The sequence below is a fragment of the Iningainema tapete BLCC-T55 genome (assembly GCF_014698965.1).
GTDB classification, from domain to species: domain Bacteria; phylum Cyanobacteriota; class Cyanobacteriia; order Cyanobacteriales; family Nostocaceae; genus Iningainema; species Iningainema tapete.
Map to the genome: position 1 here is coordinate 168,659 of NZ_JACXAE010000009.1, position 18,436 is coordinate 187,094.

Sequence of the window (18,436 nt, forward strand, 5' to 3'; positions counted from 1 at the left end):
TCGCCCTTCACATTACAGAACGTTAAGTAAATCAGTACCCACAGTTCTGGATAATATAACACCAATCAGTACAACAAAACCTAGCGCTCTACGAAAATAATTAACGCCTTGAAATAATTCCAGCCACGCCCAAGTAAATAAAGAGCCAAAAGCCACTAAGTCTAACCCTGTATTAATTTCGCCTGTTGTAAAAACTAGTTTAAGTAAAGTAGCTGTTACCCAGACAATAATTGGTAGATTTGGCGGCTGAGCTATGACAATTTCGCCATTGCTGTCACGGAATATTTTGTCAACTAATGTGTTTTGCATAACTTTAAATTGTTACAAGTACCGAAAATTACTAACTTACAAAAACTAACTTATTGCTTTAAAACATTCAGGTTTCTCTCAAATGAACAGAAAAACCCGGTGGCACAGTTACCGGGTTTTTCCTCATCTAGTATTGACTAAACGCAATTTTTGTGATAAGTTAAGCTGCTCTACCCAAGGCTGCTCTGACAACTGGGAAATTGCATTAGGCGACAGCGTTGCCGTAAATACATCTTTTCCATTAGTGACACCACTGACACCTAAATTAGTCAAAAATTCAGCTTCTTGAACAGATTTGGCATCTTTGGTGTGAATGAAGACGGTTAGATTACGTTCTTCAGGGTTTTCAACGTCATTCATCGCCATTGCAAGGGCAGCGTCTAGCTTTTGATAATTCATAAGTAGTCCTAGTGACACAGACTTGTGTACCTTTGATAGAATCAACTTATCAAATTTTGCTAGATGCTGTTACCTATCCTTGTGTAGAGTTGAAGTCTTGTTAAAGTTTTAGTGCATCAATCAGTCCAAAGCCCCATTTGTTATCAAAAGTTCCTGCTGGTTTTCCGGGAATGGTACTATTTTTGCGAAGTAGGTCTTTGACACCAGAGGGATCGAGTTTTGGATCGCGCTGCAACAGCAATGCTACTAAGCCAGTGATGAAGGGTGCTGCCATACTTGTACCAGCTAACACCACGAACTGGGAATTAACAATTTTGGAACGATCGTAACCTGCATCACTAGAGAGGGCGGAAACAATCATCGCACCAGGTGCTGCTACATCTGGCTTTTGAGCATTATTGCGCAGAGGACCTTCACTGCTGAACTCAGATATATCATTTAATTTTAAGCCTAATTCTCGCGGCTTGTTGTCAATATCTGTATACTTGACTTTGGTAGTGTAGGAAGCAACTGTCACAGCATTCTTTGCTGCTCCGGGCGAACCAATTTTAACTGCGTCTTGGATACTCTTGCCGCTGAAAAATACTGCTTGTGCATCGTCTAAAGTCCACACATCCAGGCGTGCTTCAGTTGAGGAAGTGTTTTTTACCCGTAGTTGCCACACTCCTCCCGTTACTTGCATTGGTCCACTACTACGAATTTGCACGAAGAAGTTATAATCGCCGTTAGCTTTATCTGGTCCTGGTGTGACTATCTGTACTCGTGCATCTGGTAAAGTGTAATTTTGTGCAGGATTGCCATTAGTAACAATTTTTTGCCAGGGTGTGACGTATCTGTTAGGACTTTGCAGTGATACTTCTAACTGAGAATTGCCTGGATACCAACCGTTTAACCATGCTATGCTCACTTGGTTAGATGGCACACGAAAGCGCATGGTATCCATTTTACCAGCAGGGACAATGATTTGACCATGAATGTTATCATTACCCTCATTGCCAGCAGCACAGCAAACAATTCGTCCAGGACCACTTTCGGCGTCGATAATTTTAGATAAAGAGTCGCTACCATCGTGAGCATCGGCATGTCCACCTAAGCTCAAATTTACTACAGCAGGAAGTCCCATTTCTCTGGCGATGCGGAAAACGTAACGGACGCCATCAGCGATGTGGGCATCTTGCAAGTCTGATTTAATAATTAGTATTTGGGCTTCTGGTGCAATACCTCCATAGGTAGTATCTACCCCAGTGGCAATTCCGGCAACATGGGTTCCATGACCTACTGTGTCGGTGGAAGTTTTTAGTTGTTCTCCGGTTAATTCTATTCCATAGCCGCCTTCTGGTACTCCAGAACCAGGTAAGGTTTGATCCCAAATACGTAAAATGCGTCCAGCAAAGGAGGGATGTTTTGCATCGATACCGCTGTCTACAATCCCGATGATTACTCCTTTGCCTGTTAGTCCGGTGTTGTTTTTAAACTCTGGCACATGTACTGCTTTGGTAGCAACATCCATCCGCAGTTGCAGTTTACGTGATGGTTTGATGCGCTGTACTGCTGGATCTTCAGATAAGGGATCTAAACTTTCTATGGGTAAGTAAGCTGTGCGTACACTACCTGTGGCTTGATTGATTCTAATATCGTATTGAGACAGGTGACTCAAGTCAGCTTGTGGATCGCAGTAGATAAAAACAACTGTTCTGGGTGATTTGAGTGTACTTTGAGGTGTGACTATACCAAGCGATCGCTTTTGGATGAGTAATGCTGGTTCTCCTTCTGTTTGATAGTCTTCATATGCTAATAGTATTCCTGGAGATAGTTTTTCGTGTCTCATTTTTCCCTCTACTTGTATTCAAATTCCTGCACGAAATTATTCATCTTAACAGCATTAGTCGCTTTTGCCGATAGATGAAATGTAATTTTTGTAGCTTTCATCTTTAAGTGCGACTATAGCTATCTATTGCTTTAAGTTGCTTTCATTTAATGAGGTAAACAAATTGTTTGTGACTTGTACATCTGTCAACTGCACTCACGAGATGAGGAACTATTTGCTGCTCTTTATGCAAGATCTTTTTTTGAATACAGTAGCTGAATCAAGTATTTCGGATTAATTGAGGAAAAAATCAGCTAGGAGCTATCCCCTATCTCCAGATTCCCGACTTCTTAAAGAAGTCGGGAATCTACAATTTTTCAATCAGATTTCCCTCTTCTGACTCCCCGTCCCCCAAAAAGCGGGAAAAAGGTAAAAGGGAAAAGGACACATCAGCCCTTTTTCCTTTTCCTTACTAGCACCTGATGCTTATTTCATATTAGCTCTAGTATCCTTCACTGCGGCAAAGAAAAAGAATGCTGTGAGGGGAATACTTAGTGCTAGTATAATCGCAGTTGTTTGAGTACCTAAATCTGGGTGTCCGTAGGAGAGTTCAAAAACCGATCCAACCGCTGCTATTGCTGCGACACAGGAGCATAGCAGAAACAAACCACTTTTTGGAGTTATTGTATACACCGATAAATCATCCTATACTATTGGCTTGACTGTTTGATGGGAGAAGCCATGCTTAGATAGCTCTTCCGTCAAAACTAAAGAATTTTCTACTCTGTCTACAAATACTACTCCATTGAGGTGATCCATCTCATGCTGAATGCATCGACCAAGTAAATCTCCTGCTTTTAAGGTTTTAGGACGCCCATTCTCATCTTTATATGTTACCTCCACGACTACAGGACGTTTCACATCTAGGTAAACCCCTGGAATACTTAAGCAACCTTCTTGAGCAACGCAGATTTCTCGGCTAAACTGTTTGATGGTAGGATTAATTAACACCAGTGGGGGGTTAGCTGGGTTATCTGGTTCACAGTCGATCACAATTAGTTGTTTGTTAATTCCCACTTGAGGAGCAGCCAAACCTATGCCATCTTGACTGTACATGGTTTGTAGCATATCGCGCACTAGTTGGCGAATTTCATCGTCCACTTTAGCAATGCGCTTAGCAGGTTGACGTAGGGCGCGATCGCCCAAATAATGAAGTTTTAAGGGTGGGTTTTTTAACTTTTTTTTCTCTACTGCTATTTCTACGGGCATGATCCTATAACTCGCTGTTTAGTCCAGAGTCTATTTATTCGCTACTTTCTCATTTCATCTTAACAATTCTAGACCTCTAACTGAGGGAGAAATGTTATTTGTGTATCTGAAAAAAGGAGTTGGATTAGATATCAATAAGAGCGCAACATTTAGCTGAAATATTATGCAATTCTCGATTTGGGCTACCACAGTTGTGCTATTTTCTCTACTTATCACTCCACTCAAGGCGAATTCAGTTGTTAATGTTGCTTCTAACTACGTCAGTACTACTATAGCATCAAGACGAGCGATCGCTGTCAGTAAAGCTGAGTTCGGGGTTTTCCGGGTTGACAAGAATGGTAAAACCACCTTTATTCCGACAACTAAAGTGCATCTAGAGGAAGGAAACAAATACGGGTGGCGTATTCAAATGAAAGACTACAAAGGTGAAGTCACATGGCGAGAAGTGATCAGATTACCACAACGTCCTGAATCTTGGGGTACTGATAATGGTGAAAATTTCTCGATAGAAGCAAATGGTACTGAAGGAGTGACTACTCGTACACAGTTGACAAAAGACGGTGTGATTCGTAACTCTTGGACGATGGTTTCCGGCGACCCGCTTGGTAAACATATGATAGATGTATATGTAGACGAGCGTCGGATTGCCTCGTTTGAGTTTGAGGTAGTGCCATCCTTAAAGCGGGTAGATCGATCAAGAACCCCTAGACTGTAAAGTTAAAAGTTAAAAGTTAAAAGGTAAAAGAAAGAGAAATTCAATCTTTTTACTTTTAACTTGGTTCTTTTTACTTGCTCTGGCCCGAATTTATGCTAAATTTGGCAAAAACTCTTGTGATGTTGCTTCCATAACCTGCTTTGTAGTACCCTCAGAGATCGACTCTAAAGCTTTCAAGTGTTGCTGAGCAAGAGACTTCTCTTCTGGAGACAATTCATCATTTTCTTCAAATCTCTTTTGCGTTTCCGTCAACAGTGTTTCTGTGTTGGGTACATCTACTGGTTGTGACTGAGGAACTTCATTGACTACATTTGCCACATCACCGCTAGTTTTTGTGAAAACACCTTCTTGGATGTTGTAGTCGCCAACAGCAATACCGATGACATCTCCTTGAGGATTAATGCTAATTCCGTAATCTTCAGGCATTGTCTCTCCTTATCTTTGATATGGTACTGGTTTTGTTACAACAATAGCAGGGTTGATTCCGGAATTTTCAGTTATTCGTATATTTACTGATTCTAAATGAGACTAAAAATATTTATATTGTCTCATACATAGCTAGGGGCGGGCAGGATGCCCACCCCACAAGAAATGCATTTAATCGAAAATTAGGTGTGATGTGTTCAAATTTAACGGTAATATTGACTACTTACTTAAAGAGACTTTGATCGGTTTACAACGGGGTGGATGGATGAATTGGGCGGCGATCAGTACCGTTACAGTGTTATTATTTTTATTCGGTATGAGTCTCCAAACTTCCTGGCAGCTAGAAAAACTGCTCAACCAATTTGGTAGCCAGCTAGAAGTATCAGTTTATCTTGAACCGGGTGCTAGGGCAACAACAATTGAGCCACTTGTGGCGAGAATGCCAGGGGTAGGAGATATTAAAATCATTACTAAAGAGCAAGCTTGGACTAAATTAGTTCAAGAAATGAGAATTTCTAATCTAGAGGAGGCGACTCAACAGCTAGGTAATAACCCTTTAGTTGATGAGATTAAGGTGAAAGCGCATAACTCTGCTGTTGTACCAACTTTAGCAACGCAGCTAGCTAAGTTACATGAAGTAGATACAGTGCAGTATGTTGATGAAGCAGTCAAACGTGTTGCTCAGTTACATCAAGGGTTGAAATGGATTTCCTTGATAATTACGATGATACTCACCATAACTGCTTCTTCGGTTACTACAACTACCATTCGCTTAATTGTGATGGCGCGAAGACGAGAAATTGAAATTATGCGACTGGTGGGTGCGACTTCGGCTTGGATTGTCCTACCATTTATTTTACAAGGAATTACTTTTGGTTTAGCAGGGGGTGCTTTCGCCCTATCGTTCATTACTCTGATTCAACAATGTCTCACCAGGTTGCTAGCCAATCAACCCGAATTCATTCAATTCATTTCTAACGGTTTGGAGCTTAGCATGGCACAAACTTTACTTTTACCACTGATTCTCCTTAGTGGCGGTGCGGGTGTAGGATTAATGGGTAGCTTATTTGCAGTGCGGCGATACTCATAACTATGAACTCACAATGGGAAGCTTTGCTGAAAAATCTTGGTGAATGGCAAGGTTCATTCACTCGCGTGTCGCCCCAGGGTGAACTTCAAAAAGAGATCAAAAGCGTTGTTTCTTTAGAAGGGTTAAATAATAACCAGACGATTCGCCAGATTGTGCGTCTTCAAGGACAAGCAGATTTGGTTTTAGAATACAGTTCTTTGGGAAGGAGTACACTATTTTTTCCCAATGGAGCTTTTTCTCAAGGTTCGATTCAGCTTGCACCGTTTACCGAATTTGGGGCAGAATTTGGTTTAATTCATGAAAATCGCCGCTTGCGTCTAGTGCAGATGTTTGATAAAAATCTTCAGTTAGATAAACTAACTTTGATTCAAGAACATTTAGCTGGCACTCAGGAAGTACATCGCCCACAGTTAACGGTAGATGATTTACTCGGAGAATGGCAGGGGGAAGCAATTACAGTATATCCGGATTGGCGATCGCCTGATACTTACCCAACCAAAATGCAATTACAACTTGATAGCACAGGGCGATTATCACAAAGCCTTAGCTTTGCTGGGCGCACAATCACCTCCACTGCTACCATTAAAGGCTCCATCATCGACTTTAACCAAAATCCCCAAAACCAGGTGCAAGTTTTACTCTTACCTGATGGTGCTTCTGCAACTTCTCCACTCAAAGCCCAATTACGTCAACCCTTATTTTTAGAACTGGGTTGGCTAATCCAACCCAATTTACGCCAGCGCATGATTCGCAGTTACAACGACAAAGGCGAATGGATAAGCCTTACCTTAGTTACAGAACACCGCGTTAATGCTATTGTTTGAAGTGTTCAAACATCAGCAGGCTGCTCATTCTTGATTTCTGCCAATACTTGATCTACCGTTTTGTTGAGGTAGACGGCACGCTCATCTACTGCTCTTACCCATTGAAGAGGAAACCAGTGGTGTTGTCCATCAACAACGCTATGCTTCGTCATCTTGATATACTTGCCACCTTCTACCTTGTCTACATTGCCAATATGGGTGTCAGATGCCCCTTGCAACAAATCACCAGTACCTTCTGCATAAATGGGCAAATGTTCCTTGATCTTCGATAAGTCCATTTTGTAACCTCAGTTTAATCTGTTTTCTTAACGCACAAGTCTCTTTCAGTCATCTGATAACTGAGTTGGCTTGTTTTTGCTGTGAAATATCTTTCAGATTACGCTTCAACCAGAATCAAACTCTTCACTCTACAGACAGATTAAGTGCATTAATCATCACAAGCTGGGTTGAAAATTAGACATAGCAGTGAAAAATAATGTAGAGACGTTCCCTCATCGTTCATACAAGGATTGGTTGTGCACGTTTAAATTCGGTCGAGGTTTATTACAAGGCTGAAAATAGACGCTCTCGCCATAAACCGCCCAGAAATAAATTTCCGGGCTAATAGCTTAAGTCCACTTAAGTGGACTGAAAACTTGTCTAATAATAGTATCTAGTCCTCTTTAGAGGACTTTAGCTATTAGCCAGGGACTTTGAGTCCCTGGCTGTAAAATACAAACAAACCCAAAAATAAGGTAACGATTTGCATTAACTCCACTTATTATGAAAATCTAATGTATTAATAAGTTTTGTTTCAACTTCTTCGATAGCAGTCATTATACTGTTTTCTGGAGAGTTTATTATTGATTGTTTCAGTTCATTTAAATAATCAAAAATATTTTGACGTAATTCAGGTTGAGTCTTTGTTATCATTTGTTGATAGTCTGAGACATCCCAGGCTAAAAAGCCAACTAAAATAAATGGATCGACAAATTTAGCAACAAGTTCAGCTGCTGCTGAGACACCACCCTTCACTGCTCCCTTTACTACTAACTTTGATGCAAACTTAGCAGCTAATTTAGTGCTAATAGCAAGCGTAGTTGCAATGGATAGTTTTGTTGCTAACTGACTATTGAGACTTTCTGTTGAAAGTCCAAATTGGCTAGTTCCTGTGTTGTAGATAAGTTGTGAAATATTATCTAAATGCTTTTCCCAGTTTTCGTCCTGTACTTGATATAGAGCTTTAATCTGGGAAAATTTCAACCCGATTGCCGAGGCATAGTTTCTAGCAATTCGCTCTATAGTTCTTTTTAAATCATCCTCACTTTCTTGATTCAAAACTAGTTGATTAAACTTGTCGTTGAATTCTTCTATCATCCTTTTACTAATAATCTGGTCAGCATTGAGTTGTTTTTCATCTTCTGCTCTTAGCACTTTTAAAACATCTATAGTGAATGCTAACCAGGCAAAGGGAACACCATCTTGAGTGGCTTTTTGATGAAAATAATTGAAGTACCAATTGAGAAACTGATTATCAACTTTTTTCATTATCTCGCTTAGCCACTCATCCATTTCAGCAGTGGCAAATTCCTCAGTAGTGTCGTGAACTTCTCTAACTGCATCTGCCAAACTTTTGTCTATTTCATACCAGTTATTTAGACTTGGAGAATTCAAGGCAGGAGAAATATTCCCTCTACTTGGTAAATTAGCTGCGTTAGCAGTGACAAGTCCAACAAAAGGGAGGTTGCTTGAAAATAGTAGCAGTAGTAATAATGAGACAAGAACTAATCTTTTGATGACATGAGTATAGAGCATTGTTTTGTAAAGTTTAGTTACTAGAAGAAATGGACTTAGCAACATCAACACCTTGCATAATTTTGTATTCAACTTTATCAATAACTGCCATAATTCCGTTGTCATGATTGTTAAGTAATGAGTCGGCTACTCCTTTCAGATAATCAACCAAACTTGCTTTTAGTATTGGTTTTTCAATGTTGGCAGTATGGTTAACATCCCAAATATCCCAAAGCAAAATTCCTACCCCTACAGTGGTGTCAAGCAGTGCGCTGCCTATCTTGCTAGCAACAACAGCGCCTGTTTTTTCGGCAATCTTGAATCCTGCTTTGCCAGCTAGTTTGGCAACTATTTTGCTACTTACTGTTGGTAACATAGGTGCAATGAGAGGCTTAACAGCAGTGTAAGCTCCTCCACCAAGCAAAGCTTTTAAAGGAAGACTTAGGGAATTTCCTTCCACATCTTCGGCGCTGATAGCGATTTCTCTGAGATAGCGTTCCCAGTCTGCTTTAGGTATCTGCTGCACTTCTGGAATTTGGTTGATATTTAAGCTAAGCTGCTCTAAATAATATTTAACTGTTTGATTAGTGATGCGTTCCAATTGAAGTTGGGCAATTTGCGGTCGCAGCACTCGGTTAGAAAATTCAATTTGAAAGTTTTCAGTAATGACTTCTGCCACTCTTTCTTGTGGATCTTGACTATTGGGATTGAGCCAACGAGCCATGTTAGCAGTGACGCCAGCAAAGAAACCTTTGTATTCAATTTGTTTCTGGTTAAAGTAGCCAAAATACCAATCTAAGAAGCTACTATCTACCCGACCGATCAGATTATCTACCCAAGCATCTAGTTTTTGAGATGCATAATTTTCAGCACTTTTATGAGCATTTTGTAGTGCTGTTGCTACGAACTTTTCTGCTTGCGCCCAGTCAAGTGGTTTTGATTCAACAATCTTACTAGGAGGGTTGGGGTTGCTAGGAAGCGGTGTTTTAAACGCATTGGCAATGAAAAGTTGACCAATGAGTGGAATAATAACCAAGGCAATTACAGCAGCCCACAGCCAAGGAACAACTTTTTTGCGTGTAAACTCAATAATTTTGCCAGTAGTTGTTACTTGGGGTGTTGAAATCTCACCTAACTGCGTTTCTTGTGTTTGTTGATTGCTAACAGATTGAGTGTCTTGTGTCTGCGGCTCCTCAGCGTGATCGCTACTGATAGATTCCACAAACTCGCTACTGGTAGATTCCACAAACTCGACATCTTGTTTGTTGATTTCAGTCATATATAAATAGTAATAGTCATTTTTCTGTCAATTCGTAAGTCCTAGTCACAATCACAGTATAGATTTGTGCGGTTCCTTTATAGTAATTACTTTATCTTGCTTGTAGTAACCGAATTTTCTACAATAGTATTATTTAATTTAGATAAAGTTAACTGTAAAGACAGCATAAACTAACTGTAAAAGTACATAAACCAATAGTTGCTATTTGAGCATCTCCATCATATATTGTGGGGTAGAGAGTACTGATGGAGGAGAGTTCCCTGCTGTCGCGGCGACTACGGAACATTTTTTCTGCCCTAAGTAAAAGACAAACAACATACCTATCTAGCAGAGGTATAATCCATGAATCCAATCGTTGAAGTTAACGAAGACGGGACACTGAATTGCAAGCGTGAAATTTTAGAGGCTATCAAGCCCAACAAACGCTTCGTGGTTGAGGTAAACAATCAGAAGTTAATTCTGTCTCCGGAAAAAACTTCTCAACCATTTTGGGCAACTGCTACTCCTAAAGAACGAGCAGAGCGTTTGATGCAATGGGTACTGAGTCACAAGAATAGTCCTAACCTACCCGGGCGTTGCATTGCGCCGAGAAAATATATACGAATAATGACTGACTATCTTCTAGATACCAATATTTTGTTGCGAATGACTGATGGCAATTCTCCTGTTAATGTAGTAGCAGGTACCGCGACGGCAAACCTTCTTCAACAAGGGCATTCCGTTTACATTACCAGTCAAAATATTACTGAGTATTGGGTAGTCGCTGTATTGTACTTGAGTTAAAATATAAACAACCTCAAAGATAAGGTATTGCTATGTCTGTTGTAACAGAAGATAATATTAGAGCAATTAATACTGATGTTGACAACAAACTTATTAAAGTGATACAGGAATTAGAGCAAATATTTAGAACAGAAGATGCTCAAATTCCCAAGGAAGAGATTTTGGCAAGTGCATTAAGTCTCTACGAATTGTCTGTCAAGTTAAAAATGACTAATGATATTAAAGAAAAAATTAGCATACTGACAGAAGTTCAAACGCATACAAAAGAATTCAGGTTGAAATACAATGATTTTCTGCCAAAAAACGTCTTAGAAGATATAGAAGCCACAGAACTTTATTGTGAAGCTTTAAAAAAACTATCCAAGGGACAAGCCATGATGCTTGTCGGTTTCCTTGAAACCCAAAATGAAGTAACAAGCTATGCAGAATTCTACACAGGGTTAATTAATATCTTACAAGTAGTAGAAAAGTACATCATATACATGTCTTCAGGATTAAGGCAAGTTCTAAAAAACATAGCAGAAAGTATACTTGTGGATCAGGGATATCAAATATATCAAGCCAAAAATCTAAATAATACAGAATCAATAGCTAATTATATAATAGCGATAAGAAATGCCGCTAAAGCTATTTTATGGGAAATTGATCGCTACAAAGAGGAAAAACCAAAAAGATTCAAAACACTAGAGGAACTTTTTGATTACATGGATAAAGAATTTTCAGAAGCCGAAATGGCAGAAACTTTAGAAGTTATAAAAAAAGGAATTAATGCAGAAAGAGAAAGTCGAGGTGGACGCAAAATGTTTTTAGAATAAACATGATTATTTTACTTGATACGGGACCATTAGGCTTGATAAGCAATCCAAGCAAAAAGGAAGAAGCAGTAAAATGTAGAGAATGGATAACGTCTTTAGACAAAAACTTTTTTTCTCTATATATACCAGAGATATCAGACTATGAAGTTAGACGTGAATTAATAAGATGCAAAAAATTAGAAGGGCTGAGAAGACTTGATTTACTTAAAGATAGTGAAAACTTCACATACGTCCCAATTACAACAGAAGTAATGTTAAAAGCAGCTGAACTATGGGCTTGGGCGCACAATACTGGACAGCAGACAGCAAGCGCAGAATCTCTTGATGCAGACGTAATACTATCGGCAACTGCAATAGTCTTAGCAAGACTTGGAGTGTCTGTAATAATTGCAACTACTAATGTCAATCATTTAGAAAGGTACACACCAGCAAAACACTGGAAAGACGCCTACTTTCTAACTGCCCAGCCATAGCTTATTTATCAAAAGATTTATTTTTAATAAATAAACATATATAATAATCTTAAATGATTCGTGAAGGTCGAAACCCGGCTTTTCCAAGAAACCAGGTTTCTGATAACTTGCCAATTGACAACTCAAATAGAATTGCTATAGTAGAAGCTAATCTCTAAATTGGTGAAACGTCCTTTTAACTTAATTCATTGAGCAAATCCAAAACCCCATCCTCTGTGAAAAAACTGGTATATTGATCTCAGTTGTTCCATTAATAGTTCTTTCATATCAGGTAAAGGTTCTCCTTCATATTCAGCTTTTTTGTATATTTTTAACGCCTCTATATAGGCAATAGCGATCGCTGCTGTTGAAAGGGTTGTTGTAATCGTAGGAATGCACGCTAATATTGGTAACTCACTTATAGGATTAAAATTAGCTACTTCTGACAATACCTTTAGCAGTTCATCCTTGAAAGGCAGTCCTTCTGCCACTTGTCCTAAAGTTGTAGAAAGGGAAGACAAAACATCTTTAACTGTTTGAATGTTGTTGTAATCGATACTTGAGTTATTCAATACCTCTTCAATCCACTTATCGCCAAAACTATCAAATAAGCCCGCTGAACCCACTGCACATAGTTCTTTTATGAACGATTGTTCAAACCGATATCCAAATGTCTTTGAAATATCTTTAAGCATCAAAGTTTGAATTAGTGATGCTGCTGGCGCTTTAACTAGTGGAATCGGTAGCAATTGAGTAGTAAGTACCTTGCCACAACCATCTCTACACCAGCCAAATGCTTTATTTGCCCTTGAGTTTACTGCATTGCGAATTGCGGTTTGAAAAATTTCTTTATGTAAATCCTTAGTTTTAGTCAGTAATAAGTCTAAGCTATGACGTTTGACCTCACCAATATTTGTCTTTACTGATTTTGCCAAAACTGGTACAATAAAGCGAATGTTTGGGTTGGTGCTTAGTTGCCTGTGAAGTTGAGTTTCTTCCGTACTTAAAGATTGAGTGATGACCACAATAACAGGTACTTCTTTGGCAAGGTCAGTAATCCAATTTTGGTCAACATCACATATTCTTGTGGTCTGGGAATTAATGCAGTACCATATAGCATGAATATGATCTTTTGGCTCTTTGCCGAATTGTTTCTGCTGCCTAATAAGATTGGCGATCTCTTGTTTCACCTGATTGCGTTGTTTCTTTTCTCTTTCCAGCCCAGGAGTATCATATATAGCAATCGATGCCCCAGGCTTCGTATATGGCTCTTCGGAAATTTTTTTAGTAACACCATCACTGATAGGAATATCTAATAGAGCCTCGATGAGTTTACTTTTGCCAGCACCTGTATTACCAACAACTATAATATTGTATGGCTGAACACTTCTTACCATAATTGAAAAACACTGTTAAAAATGAGTGAAAAATCGCTACATAAATTTGTGCGATTTCTTCATAGTAACCACCATATCTTGCTTGTAGTAACCGCATTTTCTACAATAGTTGTATTTAATTTCAATAAACTAAACTGTAAAGACAGTATAAACTAACTTAAAAGTTAATATAAATCCATAGTTGCTGTTTGACTATTTCCCTATTCTTCTTTTGGGAGGAAACAAGGGAGGAGATGATCGGTGGTACGAGGAGAATGTTGCAAAAGCGGACACGCTGTATGACGAACACTTAGAGGAATTAAAAACAGAAGGGTTCCTATGAAGACGAAGCCATTTAGTGAACTTCGCAAAAGAATGACTCCAGAGCAAAGGGCAGAAAGTGAAATGCAGGCACGCCTCGCGCTGCTCCACTTGAAGCTTTCGGAACTTCAAGAATCAATGAGCGCCTATCCAGAACGATGATGCAAATGATGTGGGAGTAGTGCGATCGGCTGTTTCAAAGGTTGAGCATCAAGAAGATATTCAAATATCTACCCTCTCGCGATACATTAAATCTCTGGGCGGAAGTCTTACGATCATTGCTCGCTTTCGGGATCGAGAAGTTGTGATCTCTGAGTTTGACTAAAGTTTAGCATCTGGCAAACCAAACTTGTCCAAGTTGGGTCTTATATATTAGGGAACCATAAGTCCAACATGAACAAGCTGAGTATAGAAGAGTTAACAACACTTGTCGTTCAATCTCAAGGCGGAAACCTCAACGCCTACAGCAAAATTATTCGCAACTTTCAGGATATGGCAGTCGGATACGGCTACTCAATCCTGGGTAGTTTTCAGTTGGCGGAAGATGCGGCGCAAGAAGCATTCATTGATGCTTATCTAAACTTATCAAAACTCCGTTCAGCCGCTGCTTTTCCTGGGTGGTTGAAAAAAATTGTCTTTAAGCATTGCGATCGCCTGACAAGAAACAAGCCTGTCTCAATTGTCTCCTTGGAAGATACAGACGAGTTGGCATCAATTCATCCAGAGCCAGAGCAAATCGCTCTTGAGCAAGAGATGAAAGACAAGGTGCATGAGGCTATCCAGGCACTACCTGAAACTGAACGCATTGTTATCACACTCTTTTATATTAGCGGTTACTCACAAAAAGAAAACAGTGTATTTCTGGATATCCCGGTATCAACAATCAAAAATCGTTTACATTCTGCACGCACTCGACTCAAACAAAGGATGATTGATATGGTATCTGACAATCTGCACTCCCAACGTCCCTCCAGAAACGAAACCTTTACTACTCAAGTTATGGAAATGCTCGATGCCTCAGTTAAAGGCGACAGCACAAAGGTTGAATCCCTACTGCAACAAGAGCCAAGTTTAGCAAACATCAAAAGCAAAGAAATTAAAAGTACGCCGTTGCATTTTGCCGCCCATCGTGGTCACATAGAAGTTGTCAGGTTTTTAATTGCCGCAGGTGGAGATGTTAATGGTGAGGAAGACAACGGCAGCAACAGCAAGCCCCTCCACTGGGCAGCAACAGGTGGATATTTGGATGTGTGCCAACTGCTAGTAGAACACGGTGCTGACCTCAATGCAATTGACGGATGGTATAATCTTACCCCATTAGGTTGGGCAACTGTAGTTAAACGCTTTACAAAAGATAACTCGATTCCTGGTGAACATTACTCTGAAGTATGCGAATATCTTCTGGCTCAAGGAGCTAATTTGGATATCTTTAGTGCAATAGCCCTGGGAAAAATCGATGATGTTCGCTCTATGGTTGCCGCCAACCCAACTCTGCTTCAACTACGGCTGGGTTTCGCTCTGAGTGAGTGGCAACCACTCCACTTTGCGGTAGCTAACAACTTGTTTGAGATGGTACAAATACTTCTCGACTGTGGGGCTGACATTAACGCCCGAACTTTGGAAAATGTAACTCCTCTTTGCCTTGCTACTAAAGCCAAGAATGAAAGACTTGTGCAGTTACTAACCGAACAAGGTGCGCAAGTTGATTTGTCTACTGCATTAACTAGCGCACAATGGGAGCAAGCCAAAGCAATGCTTGATGCTGAGTCGGGGCAAGTGCAACCAGGAGGTTCCCATCAGTTTCTACTACATTACACCATTCAACAAGGTCTGCTCGAAGCCACAAAAATGCTCTTGGAGTATGGAGCCGATGCCAACCTCAGAATCAGGCATTTATTCTTGGGTGACTTTGCCGTCAATCTAACACCCTTGCATATGGCGGCGCTTTACAGTCATCATCAGGTAGCTGTAGCTTTGCTTGAGCATAATGCCCAAGTTAATGCCACGGGTACGGGCAATTTTGAATTCACTCCACTTCATGTTGCTGCAATGGAAGGTGATTTGGATATGATTCGAGTTTTGGTAGAGCAGGGTGCTGACTTAACGTTGAAGGATAGTATCTATGATGACACACCCTTGGTATGGGCAGATGAATTTGATCGAGAAGCGGCTATTGATTTGTTGAAACAACTTGGGGCAAAAGATTGACAATACCAACTCATACCATTTCACGTTAATCACGATACAGATCAATCCTGTAGAGACGCGAAATTTCGCGTCTCTACACCGTCTATTTTGTATCATAGTTATTGTGTAATGGTATCAGATCTCTTTGAATTACTGTGTTAAAATTTGCCCAGCCTGTTGATACAAAACGTAAAATCATGGATATGCGTCGTTTTCTTGCCAGTAGCTCCATATTGTTCTTACTAGCTACTGCTGGCGCTACAAGCTATGCTGCTTCTCAAAGCAGTCATAGGCAGATTGTGGATGAAGCTTGGCAGGTAATTAACCAGGAATTTGTCGGCGCAAATAACACTAGTGATTGGCAACAAACGCGACATGAGTTTTTGTCCAGAGACTATGGGAGCAAGAAAGCAGCATATGACGCTATCCATGCTATGCTTCGGAAACTTAACGATCCTGAAACCCGCTTGATGGATGTCAAACAGTTAGCCAGTTTTGAAATGGAAGGCAACGGAAAGTTTGTTGGGGTGGGTTTAATAGATTTTGCAGTGGAAACTGACGAAAAAACCAAAGAACCAAGAATTGTCACAGCAATTGCTGACACGCCAGCAGCAAAAGCAGGTTTGCAACCTAAGGATATTATTCAAGCAATTGATGGTGTACCTACTTCCGGTCTTACTCACGATCAAGTTATGATCAAGTTGCGTGGTCAAGCAGGAACTAAGGTAATTTTAACTGTACGCCGTCAGGGTAAGACGTTTGATGTACCTTTATTACGCGAAGCTATTTCTGTGCAACCTGTTCGGACTAAATTATTGAAGGAAGCAGATAAAAAGATTGGTTATATTGCATTGAGCCAGTTTACACCTGATACATCTAAGTTAATGCGTAATGCGGTTAAAGAATTATTGGCTCAAAATGTAAACGGCTTTTTAATGGATTTACGCAACAATCCTGGAGGAGCGCTGAATGTTAGCACTGATATAGCCAGTATATTCCTAAATAAAGAACTGGTTGTAGCTATTCGAGGACGTGCTGGCAAATTGGAGCAAATACGGGCAAGTGGTTCAAGGCTTACTGATAAACCTGTGGTTGTCCTAGTTAATAATGGTACAGCCAGCGCCAGTGAAGTTTTAGCAGGGGCACTCCAAGATAATCGCCGTGCGGTGTTAGTTGGAACCGTTACTTCTGGAAGAGGTTTGGTTCATGCTGGAAAAGAATTGTCCGATCGCTCTATGATATTAGTAACTGTTGGCAGTTTATTAACTCCTCAGGGGAGTGAAATATACCGCAAAGGTATCAAACCAGATTACGTAGTTGAAATCCCACAGGCCGTACTCGATAAATCGACACCAGCAAATATTTTGACACAAAAAGATACTCAATACAATCAAGCGATCACAGTTCTAATTCAAAATATTTATAGTATTAAATAGTACTTCCAGTTTCCTAACCTTGGCTCAGTAGGTCTGCCATTCTTTGCAGCTTTCTGCCCACCTCTTCCATTGTATAGAAGAATGTGAAGAACCGGAGTAGCTCATCAATTGGATAACCTTCCCGCTTAAATTCTTGCTGCTGATTGAATCTTTCCGTTGCCTTGGTGAGAGCAACTTCCATCTCAGGCAAAGATGGGCGTGCGTCGCGTGACTTAACTGCTGTTGCTAGGGCAAGCATTCCACTCCTCGTTTCCTGTGCTAGTTGGGTGAGATGGGGTGAGAAAATCTGCCAAAAGGTATTTTGTTGTCGAGCTAGTATGGTATGTTCCATTGTCAGAATGTGTTCCCAAATTCGGCGGAGTAAAAACTGCCAAGCTTCATTCACCCCCGTTTGTGCCGATTCGTTTATCTGCTCCTGTCTAACCTCCTTCCATAACTCGCGTCCTTGTAATAGATGATTAATGATAGTTGCTTTCAACTCATCTACTTTGGAACGATCATAAGTTCCCGCAAACGCACCGTCTATCACCAACCCATACAACTGCTCTAAACTCACCAGTGTTTGAGACAAGCAACGTCTTAACTCTGCTTGAGCAGTAGTAGGAAAAATTAATTTGTTTACCAACAGTGCAACACCAATACCCAACAAAGTTTCTAGAAACCTGCCCCAAGCATAGAGCCAGGGAGACTGGTTGTGAGTCAAGATAACAATCGCTGACACATACCCTGCTAACTTTGCTGCTTCATTGAATTTCCAGTAGTTGGCGAGGAAGATGGTGAGAAACACGCTCGTTCCCAATGACCAAAAATTGCTGCCCAGCGTTACGGCAAAGATTGCACCAGTAATGGTTCCAATGATCGACCCAATTATCCGTTGAACTCCTTGCTTTAGGGTGCTACCATGAGTAGAGGACATGACAATGATGGCAGCAATCACTGCGTAGAACGGGTACTCCCAATGCAACCGTTGAGCAATGACGTAGGAGATAGCTGATGCTACTGCCATTTTGAGCGCCATCTTAGTTTGCACAATCAATAACATCCCGTTGGGAGTAGCAACCCAAGTTTTTAATCGGGTGATGATTCTTTGTGAGCGCTTACGCTGTTTGCTTGCTGCTTGATCAGTATTTTGGAGGGGGTTTGAGGGTTTTTTCATACCTTCCAACTTCATAGGA

20 protein-coding genes are annotated in these 18,436 nt (G+C 40.3%); 9 read left to right on the forward strand and 11 right to left on the reverse strand.

The genetic code is table 11. The annotated features are described in order from the left end of the window. Nucleotides 1–12: 12 nt before the first annotated feature. The 5 genes from ICL16_RS01605 to def all read right to left on the reverse strand — a co-directional run bounded on the left by ICL16_RS01605 (nucleotide 13) and on the right by def (nucleotide 3,784). Nucleotides 13–309 (reverse strand): hypothetical protein, encoded by a 297-nt coding sequence (locus ICL16_RS01605; RefSeq protein ID WP_190825137.1) that lies wholly within the window; start codon nucleotides 307–309, stop codon nucleotides 13–15. A 123-nt stretch (nucleotides 310–432) separates the two neighbouring features. After that, a complete protein-coding gene (locus tag ICL16_RS01610) occupies nucleotides 433–708 on the reverse strand; it encodes a hypothetical protein (RefSeq protein WP_190825138.1) in 276 nt (91 codons plus the stop codon). Nucleotides 709–808: 100 nt separating this feature from the next. After that, entirely contained in the window at nucleotides 809–2,536 is a 1,728-nt protein-coding gene (locus ICL16_RS01615) for a S8 family peptidase (protein WP_190825139.1), read from the reverse strand. A 465-nt stretch (nucleotides 2,537–3,001) separates the two neighbouring features. Then, nucleotides 3,002–3,199: a hypothetical protein gene (locus ICL16_RS01620; RefSeq protein WP_190825237.1), complete on the reverse strand. Its 198-nt coding sequence runs from the start codon at nucleotides 3,197–3,199 to the stop codon at nucleotides 3,002–3,004. 21 nt (nucleotides 3,200–3,220) lie between these two features. Continuing rightward, nucleotides 3,221–3,784, reverse strand: coding sequence for a peptide deformylase (def, locus tag ICL16_RS01625; protein ID WP_190825140.1), 564 nt, complete (start codon nucleotides 3,782–3,784; stop codon nucleotides 3,221–3,223). Nucleotides 3,785–3,947: 163 nt separating this feature from the next. On the opposite strand from def, the gene ICL16_RS01630 reads away from it, so the two are divergent. Continuing rightward, entirely contained in the window at nucleotides 3,948–4,499 is a 552-nt protein-coding gene (locus ICL16_RS01630; RefSeq protein WP_190825141.1) for a hypothetical protein, read from the forward strand. A 90-nt stretch (nucleotides 4,500–4,589) separates the two neighbouring features. On the opposite strand, the gene ICL16_RS01635 is transcribed toward ICL16_RS01630, so the two are convergent. Continuing rightward, a complete protein-coding gene (locus ICL16_RS01635) occupies nucleotides 4,590–4,925 on the reverse strand; it encodes a hypothetical protein (protein WP_190825142.1) in 336 nt (111 codons plus the stop codon). Between the two features lie 193 nt (nucleotides 4,926–5,118). Here ICL16_RS01635 and ICL16_RS01640 point away from each other — a divergent pair, with 193 nt between their 5' ends. Together ICL16_RS01640 and ICL16_RS01645 are read left to right on the forward strand one after the other, a co-directional pair. Further along, nucleotides 5,119–6,015 (forward strand): cell division protein FtsX, encoded by an 897-nt coding sequence (locus ICL16_RS01640; RefSeq protein ID WP_337906883.1) that lies wholly within the window; start codon nucleotides 5,119–5,121, stop codon nucleotides 6,013–6,015. A 2-nt stretch (nucleotides 6,016–6,017) separates the two neighbouring features. Then, nucleotides 6,018–6,839 carry a DUF3598 family protein gene (locus tag ICL16_RS01645; RefSeq protein WP_190825143.1) on the forward strand — a complete coding sequence of 274 codons (822 nt, stop codon included), beginning with the start codon at nucleotides 6,018–6,020 and terminating at the stop codon, nucleotides 6,837–6,839. A gap of 5 nt (nucleotides 6,840–6,844) precedes the next feature. Here ICL16_RS01645 and ICL16_RS01650 read toward each other — a convergent pair whose 3' ends face one another. From ICL16_RS01650 to ICL16_RS01660, 3 genes are all read right to left on the reverse strand, one after another. Further along, nucleotides 6,845–7,117 carry a DUF2171 domain-containing protein gene (locus ICL16_RS01650; protein WP_190825144.1) on the reverse strand — a complete coding sequence of 91 codons (273 nt, stop codon included), beginning with the start codon at nucleotides 7,115–7,117 and terminating at the stop codon, nucleotides 6,845–6,847. A gap of 469 nt (nucleotides 7,118–7,586) precedes the next feature. Continuing rightward, a complete protein-coding gene (locus ICL16_RS01655) occupies nucleotides 7,587–8,633 on the reverse strand; it encodes a hypothetical protein (RefSeq protein ID WP_190825145.1) in 1,047 nt (348 codons plus the stop codon). A gap of 13 nt (nucleotides 8,634–8,646) precedes the next feature. Next, nucleotides 8,647–9,891 carry a hypothetical protein gene (locus ICL16_RS01660; protein ID WP_190825146.1) on the reverse strand — a complete coding sequence of 415 codons (1,245 nt, stop codon included), beginning with the start codon at nucleotides 9,889–9,891 and terminating at the stop codon, nucleotides 8,647–8,649. A gap of 342 nt (nucleotides 9,892–10,233) precedes the next feature. Here ICL16_RS01660 and ICL16_RS01665 point away from each other — a divergent pair, with 342 nt between their 5' ends. The 3 genes from ICL16_RS01665 to ICL16_RS01675 are packed head-to-tail and all read left to right on the forward strand — an operon-like array spanning nucleotide 10,234 to nucleotide 11,962. Then, complete coding sequence (locus ICL16_RS01665; RefSeq protein WP_190825147.1) at nucleotides 10,234–10,674, forward strand: hypothetical protein; 441 nt, start codon at nucleotides 10,234–10,236, stop codon at nucleotides 10,672–10,674. A 32-nt stretch (nucleotides 10,675–10,706) separates the two neighbouring features. Beyond that, a complete protein-coding gene (locus tag ICL16_RS01670) occupies nucleotides 10,707–11,489 on the forward strand; it encodes a hypothetical protein (protein ID WP_190825148.1) in 783 nt (260 codons plus the stop codon). Nucleotides 11,490–11,491: 2 nt separating this feature from the next. Further along, nucleotides 11,492–11,962: a type II toxin-antitoxin system VapC family toxin gene (locus ICL16_RS01675; protein ID WP_202895358.1), complete on the forward strand. Its 471-nt coding sequence runs from the start codon at nucleotides 11,492–11,494 to the stop codon at nucleotides 11,960–11,962. Nucleotides 11,963–12,147: 185 nt separating this feature from the next. On the opposite strand, the gene ICL16_RS01680 is transcribed toward ICL16_RS01675, so the two are convergent. Continuing rightward, nucleotides 12,148–13,338 carry a GTPase gene (locus ICL16_RS01680; RefSeq protein ID WP_190825149.1) on the reverse strand — a complete coding sequence of 397 codons (1,191 nt, stop codon included), beginning with the start codon at nucleotides 13,336–13,338 and terminating at the stop codon, nucleotides 12,148–12,150. Nucleotides 13,339–13,656: 318 nt separating this feature from the next. Here ICL16_RS01680 and ICL16_RS45180 point away from each other — a divergent pair, with 318 nt between their 5' ends. The 3 genes from ICL16_RS45180 to ICL16_RS01695 all read left to right on the forward strand — a co-directional run bounded on the left by ICL16_RS45180 (nucleotide 13,657) and on the right by ICL16_RS01695 (nucleotide 17,261). Next, nucleotides 13,657–13,800: a hypothetical protein gene (locus tag ICL16_RS45180; RefSeq protein WP_238360540.1), complete on the forward strand. Its 144-nt coding sequence runs from the start codon at nucleotides 13,657–13,659 to the stop codon at nucleotides 13,798–13,800. Between the two features lie 231 nt (nucleotides 13,801–14,031). Then, nucleotides 14,032–15,846 (forward strand): sigma-70 family RNA polymerase sigma factor, encoded by a 1,815-nt coding sequence (locus tag ICL16_RS01690; RefSeq protein ID WP_190825150.1) that lies wholly within the window; start codon nucleotides 14,032–14,034, stop codon nucleotides 15,844–15,846. A 176-nt stretch (nucleotides 15,847–16,022) separates the two neighbouring features. Continuing rightward, nucleotides 16,023–17,261 carry a S41 family peptidase gene (locus tag ICL16_RS01695; protein WP_190825151.1) on the forward strand — a complete coding sequence of 413 codons (1,239 nt, stop codon included), beginning with the start codon at nucleotides 16,023–16,025 and terminating at the stop codon, nucleotides 17,259–17,261. A gap of 13 nt (nucleotides 17,262–17,274) precedes the next feature. Here the strand turns inward: ICL16_RS01695 and ICL16_RS01700 are convergent, their stop codons facing one another. Then, nucleotides 17,275–18,432 carry an FUSC family protein gene (locus tag ICL16_RS01700; RefSeq protein WP_238360541.1) on the reverse strand — a complete coding sequence of 386 codons (1,158 nt, stop codon included), beginning with the start codon at nucleotides 18,430–18,432 and terminating at the stop codon, nucleotides 17,275–17,277. Nucleotides 18,433–18,436: the final 4 nt, after the last annotated feature.

Excerpts from the sequence above, each read along its gene's own strand:
- ICL16_RS01605 (WP_190825137.1), bottom strand. The coding sequence starts at position 309 with ATGCAAAACACATTAGTTGACAAAATATTCCGTGACAGCAATGGCGAA.
- ICL16_RS01610 (WP_190825138.1), bottom strand. The coding sequence starts at position 708 with ATGAATTATCAAAAGCTAGACGCTGCCCTTGCAATGGCGATGAATGAC.
- ICL16_RS01615 (WP_190825139.1), bottom strand. The coding sequence starts at position 2,536 with ATGAGACACGAAAAACTATCTCCAGGAATACTATTAGCATATGAAGAC.
- def (WP_190825140.1), bottom strand. The coding sequence starts at position 3,784 with ATGCCCGTAGAAATAGCAGTAGAGAAAAAAAAGTTAAAAAACCCACCC.
- ICL16_RS01630 (WP_190825141.1), top strand. The coding sequence starts at position 3,948 with ATGCAATTCTCGATTTGGGCTACCACAGTTGTGCTATTTTCTCTACTT.
- ICL16_RS01635 (WP_190825142.1), bottom strand. The coding sequence starts at position 4,925 with ATGCCTGAAGATTACGGAATTAGCATTAATCCTCAAGGAGATGTCATC.
- ICL16_RS01645 (WP_190825143.1), top strand. The coding sequence starts at position 6,018 with ATGAACTCACAATGGGAAGCTTTGCTGAAAAATCTTGGTGAATGGCAA.
- ICL16_RS01650 (WP_190825144.1), bottom strand. The coding sequence starts at position 7,117 with ATGGACTTATCGAAGATCAAGGAACATTTGCCCATTTATGCAGAAGGT.
- ICL16_RS01655 (WP_190825145.1), bottom strand. The coding sequence starts at position 8,633 with ATGCTCTATACTCATGTCATCAAAAGATTAGTTCTTGTCTCATTATTA.
- ICL16_RS01660 (WP_190825146.1), bottom strand. The coding sequence starts at position 9,891 with ATGACTGAAATCAACAAACAAGATGTCGAGTTTGTGGAATCTACCAGT.
- ICL16_RS01665 (WP_190825147.1), top strand. The coding sequence starts at position 10,234 with ATGAATCCAATCGTTGAAGTTAACGAAGACGGGACACTGAATTGCAAG.
- ICL16_RS01670 (WP_190825148.1), top strand. The coding sequence starts at position 10,707 with ATGTCTGTTGTAACAGAAGATAATATTAGAGCAATTAATACTGATGTT.
- ICL16_RS01675 (WP_202895358.1), top strand. The coding sequence starts at position 11,492 with ATGATTATTTTACTTGATACGGGACCATTAGGCTTGATAAGCAATCCA.
- ICL16_RS01680 (WP_190825149.1), bottom strand. The coding sequence starts at position 13,338 with ATGGTAAGAAGTGTTCAGCCATACAATATTATAGTTGTTGGTAATACA.
- ICL16_RS45180 (WP_238360540.1), top strand. The coding sequence starts at position 13,657 with ATGAAGACGAAGCCATTTAGTGAACTTCGCAAAAGAATGACTCCAGAG.
- ICL16_RS01690 (WP_190825150.1), top strand. The coding sequence starts at position 14,032 with ATGAACAAGCTGAGTATAGAAGAGTTAACAACACTTGTCGTTCAATCT.
- ICL16_RS01695 (WP_190825151.1), top strand. The coding sequence starts at position 16,023 with ATGGATATGCGTCGTTTTCTTGCCAGTAGCTCCATATTGTTCTTACTA.
- ICL16_RS01700 (WP_238360541.1), bottom strand. The coding sequence starts at position 18,432 with ATGAAGTTGGAAGGTATGAAAAAACCCTCAAACCCCCTCCAAAATACT.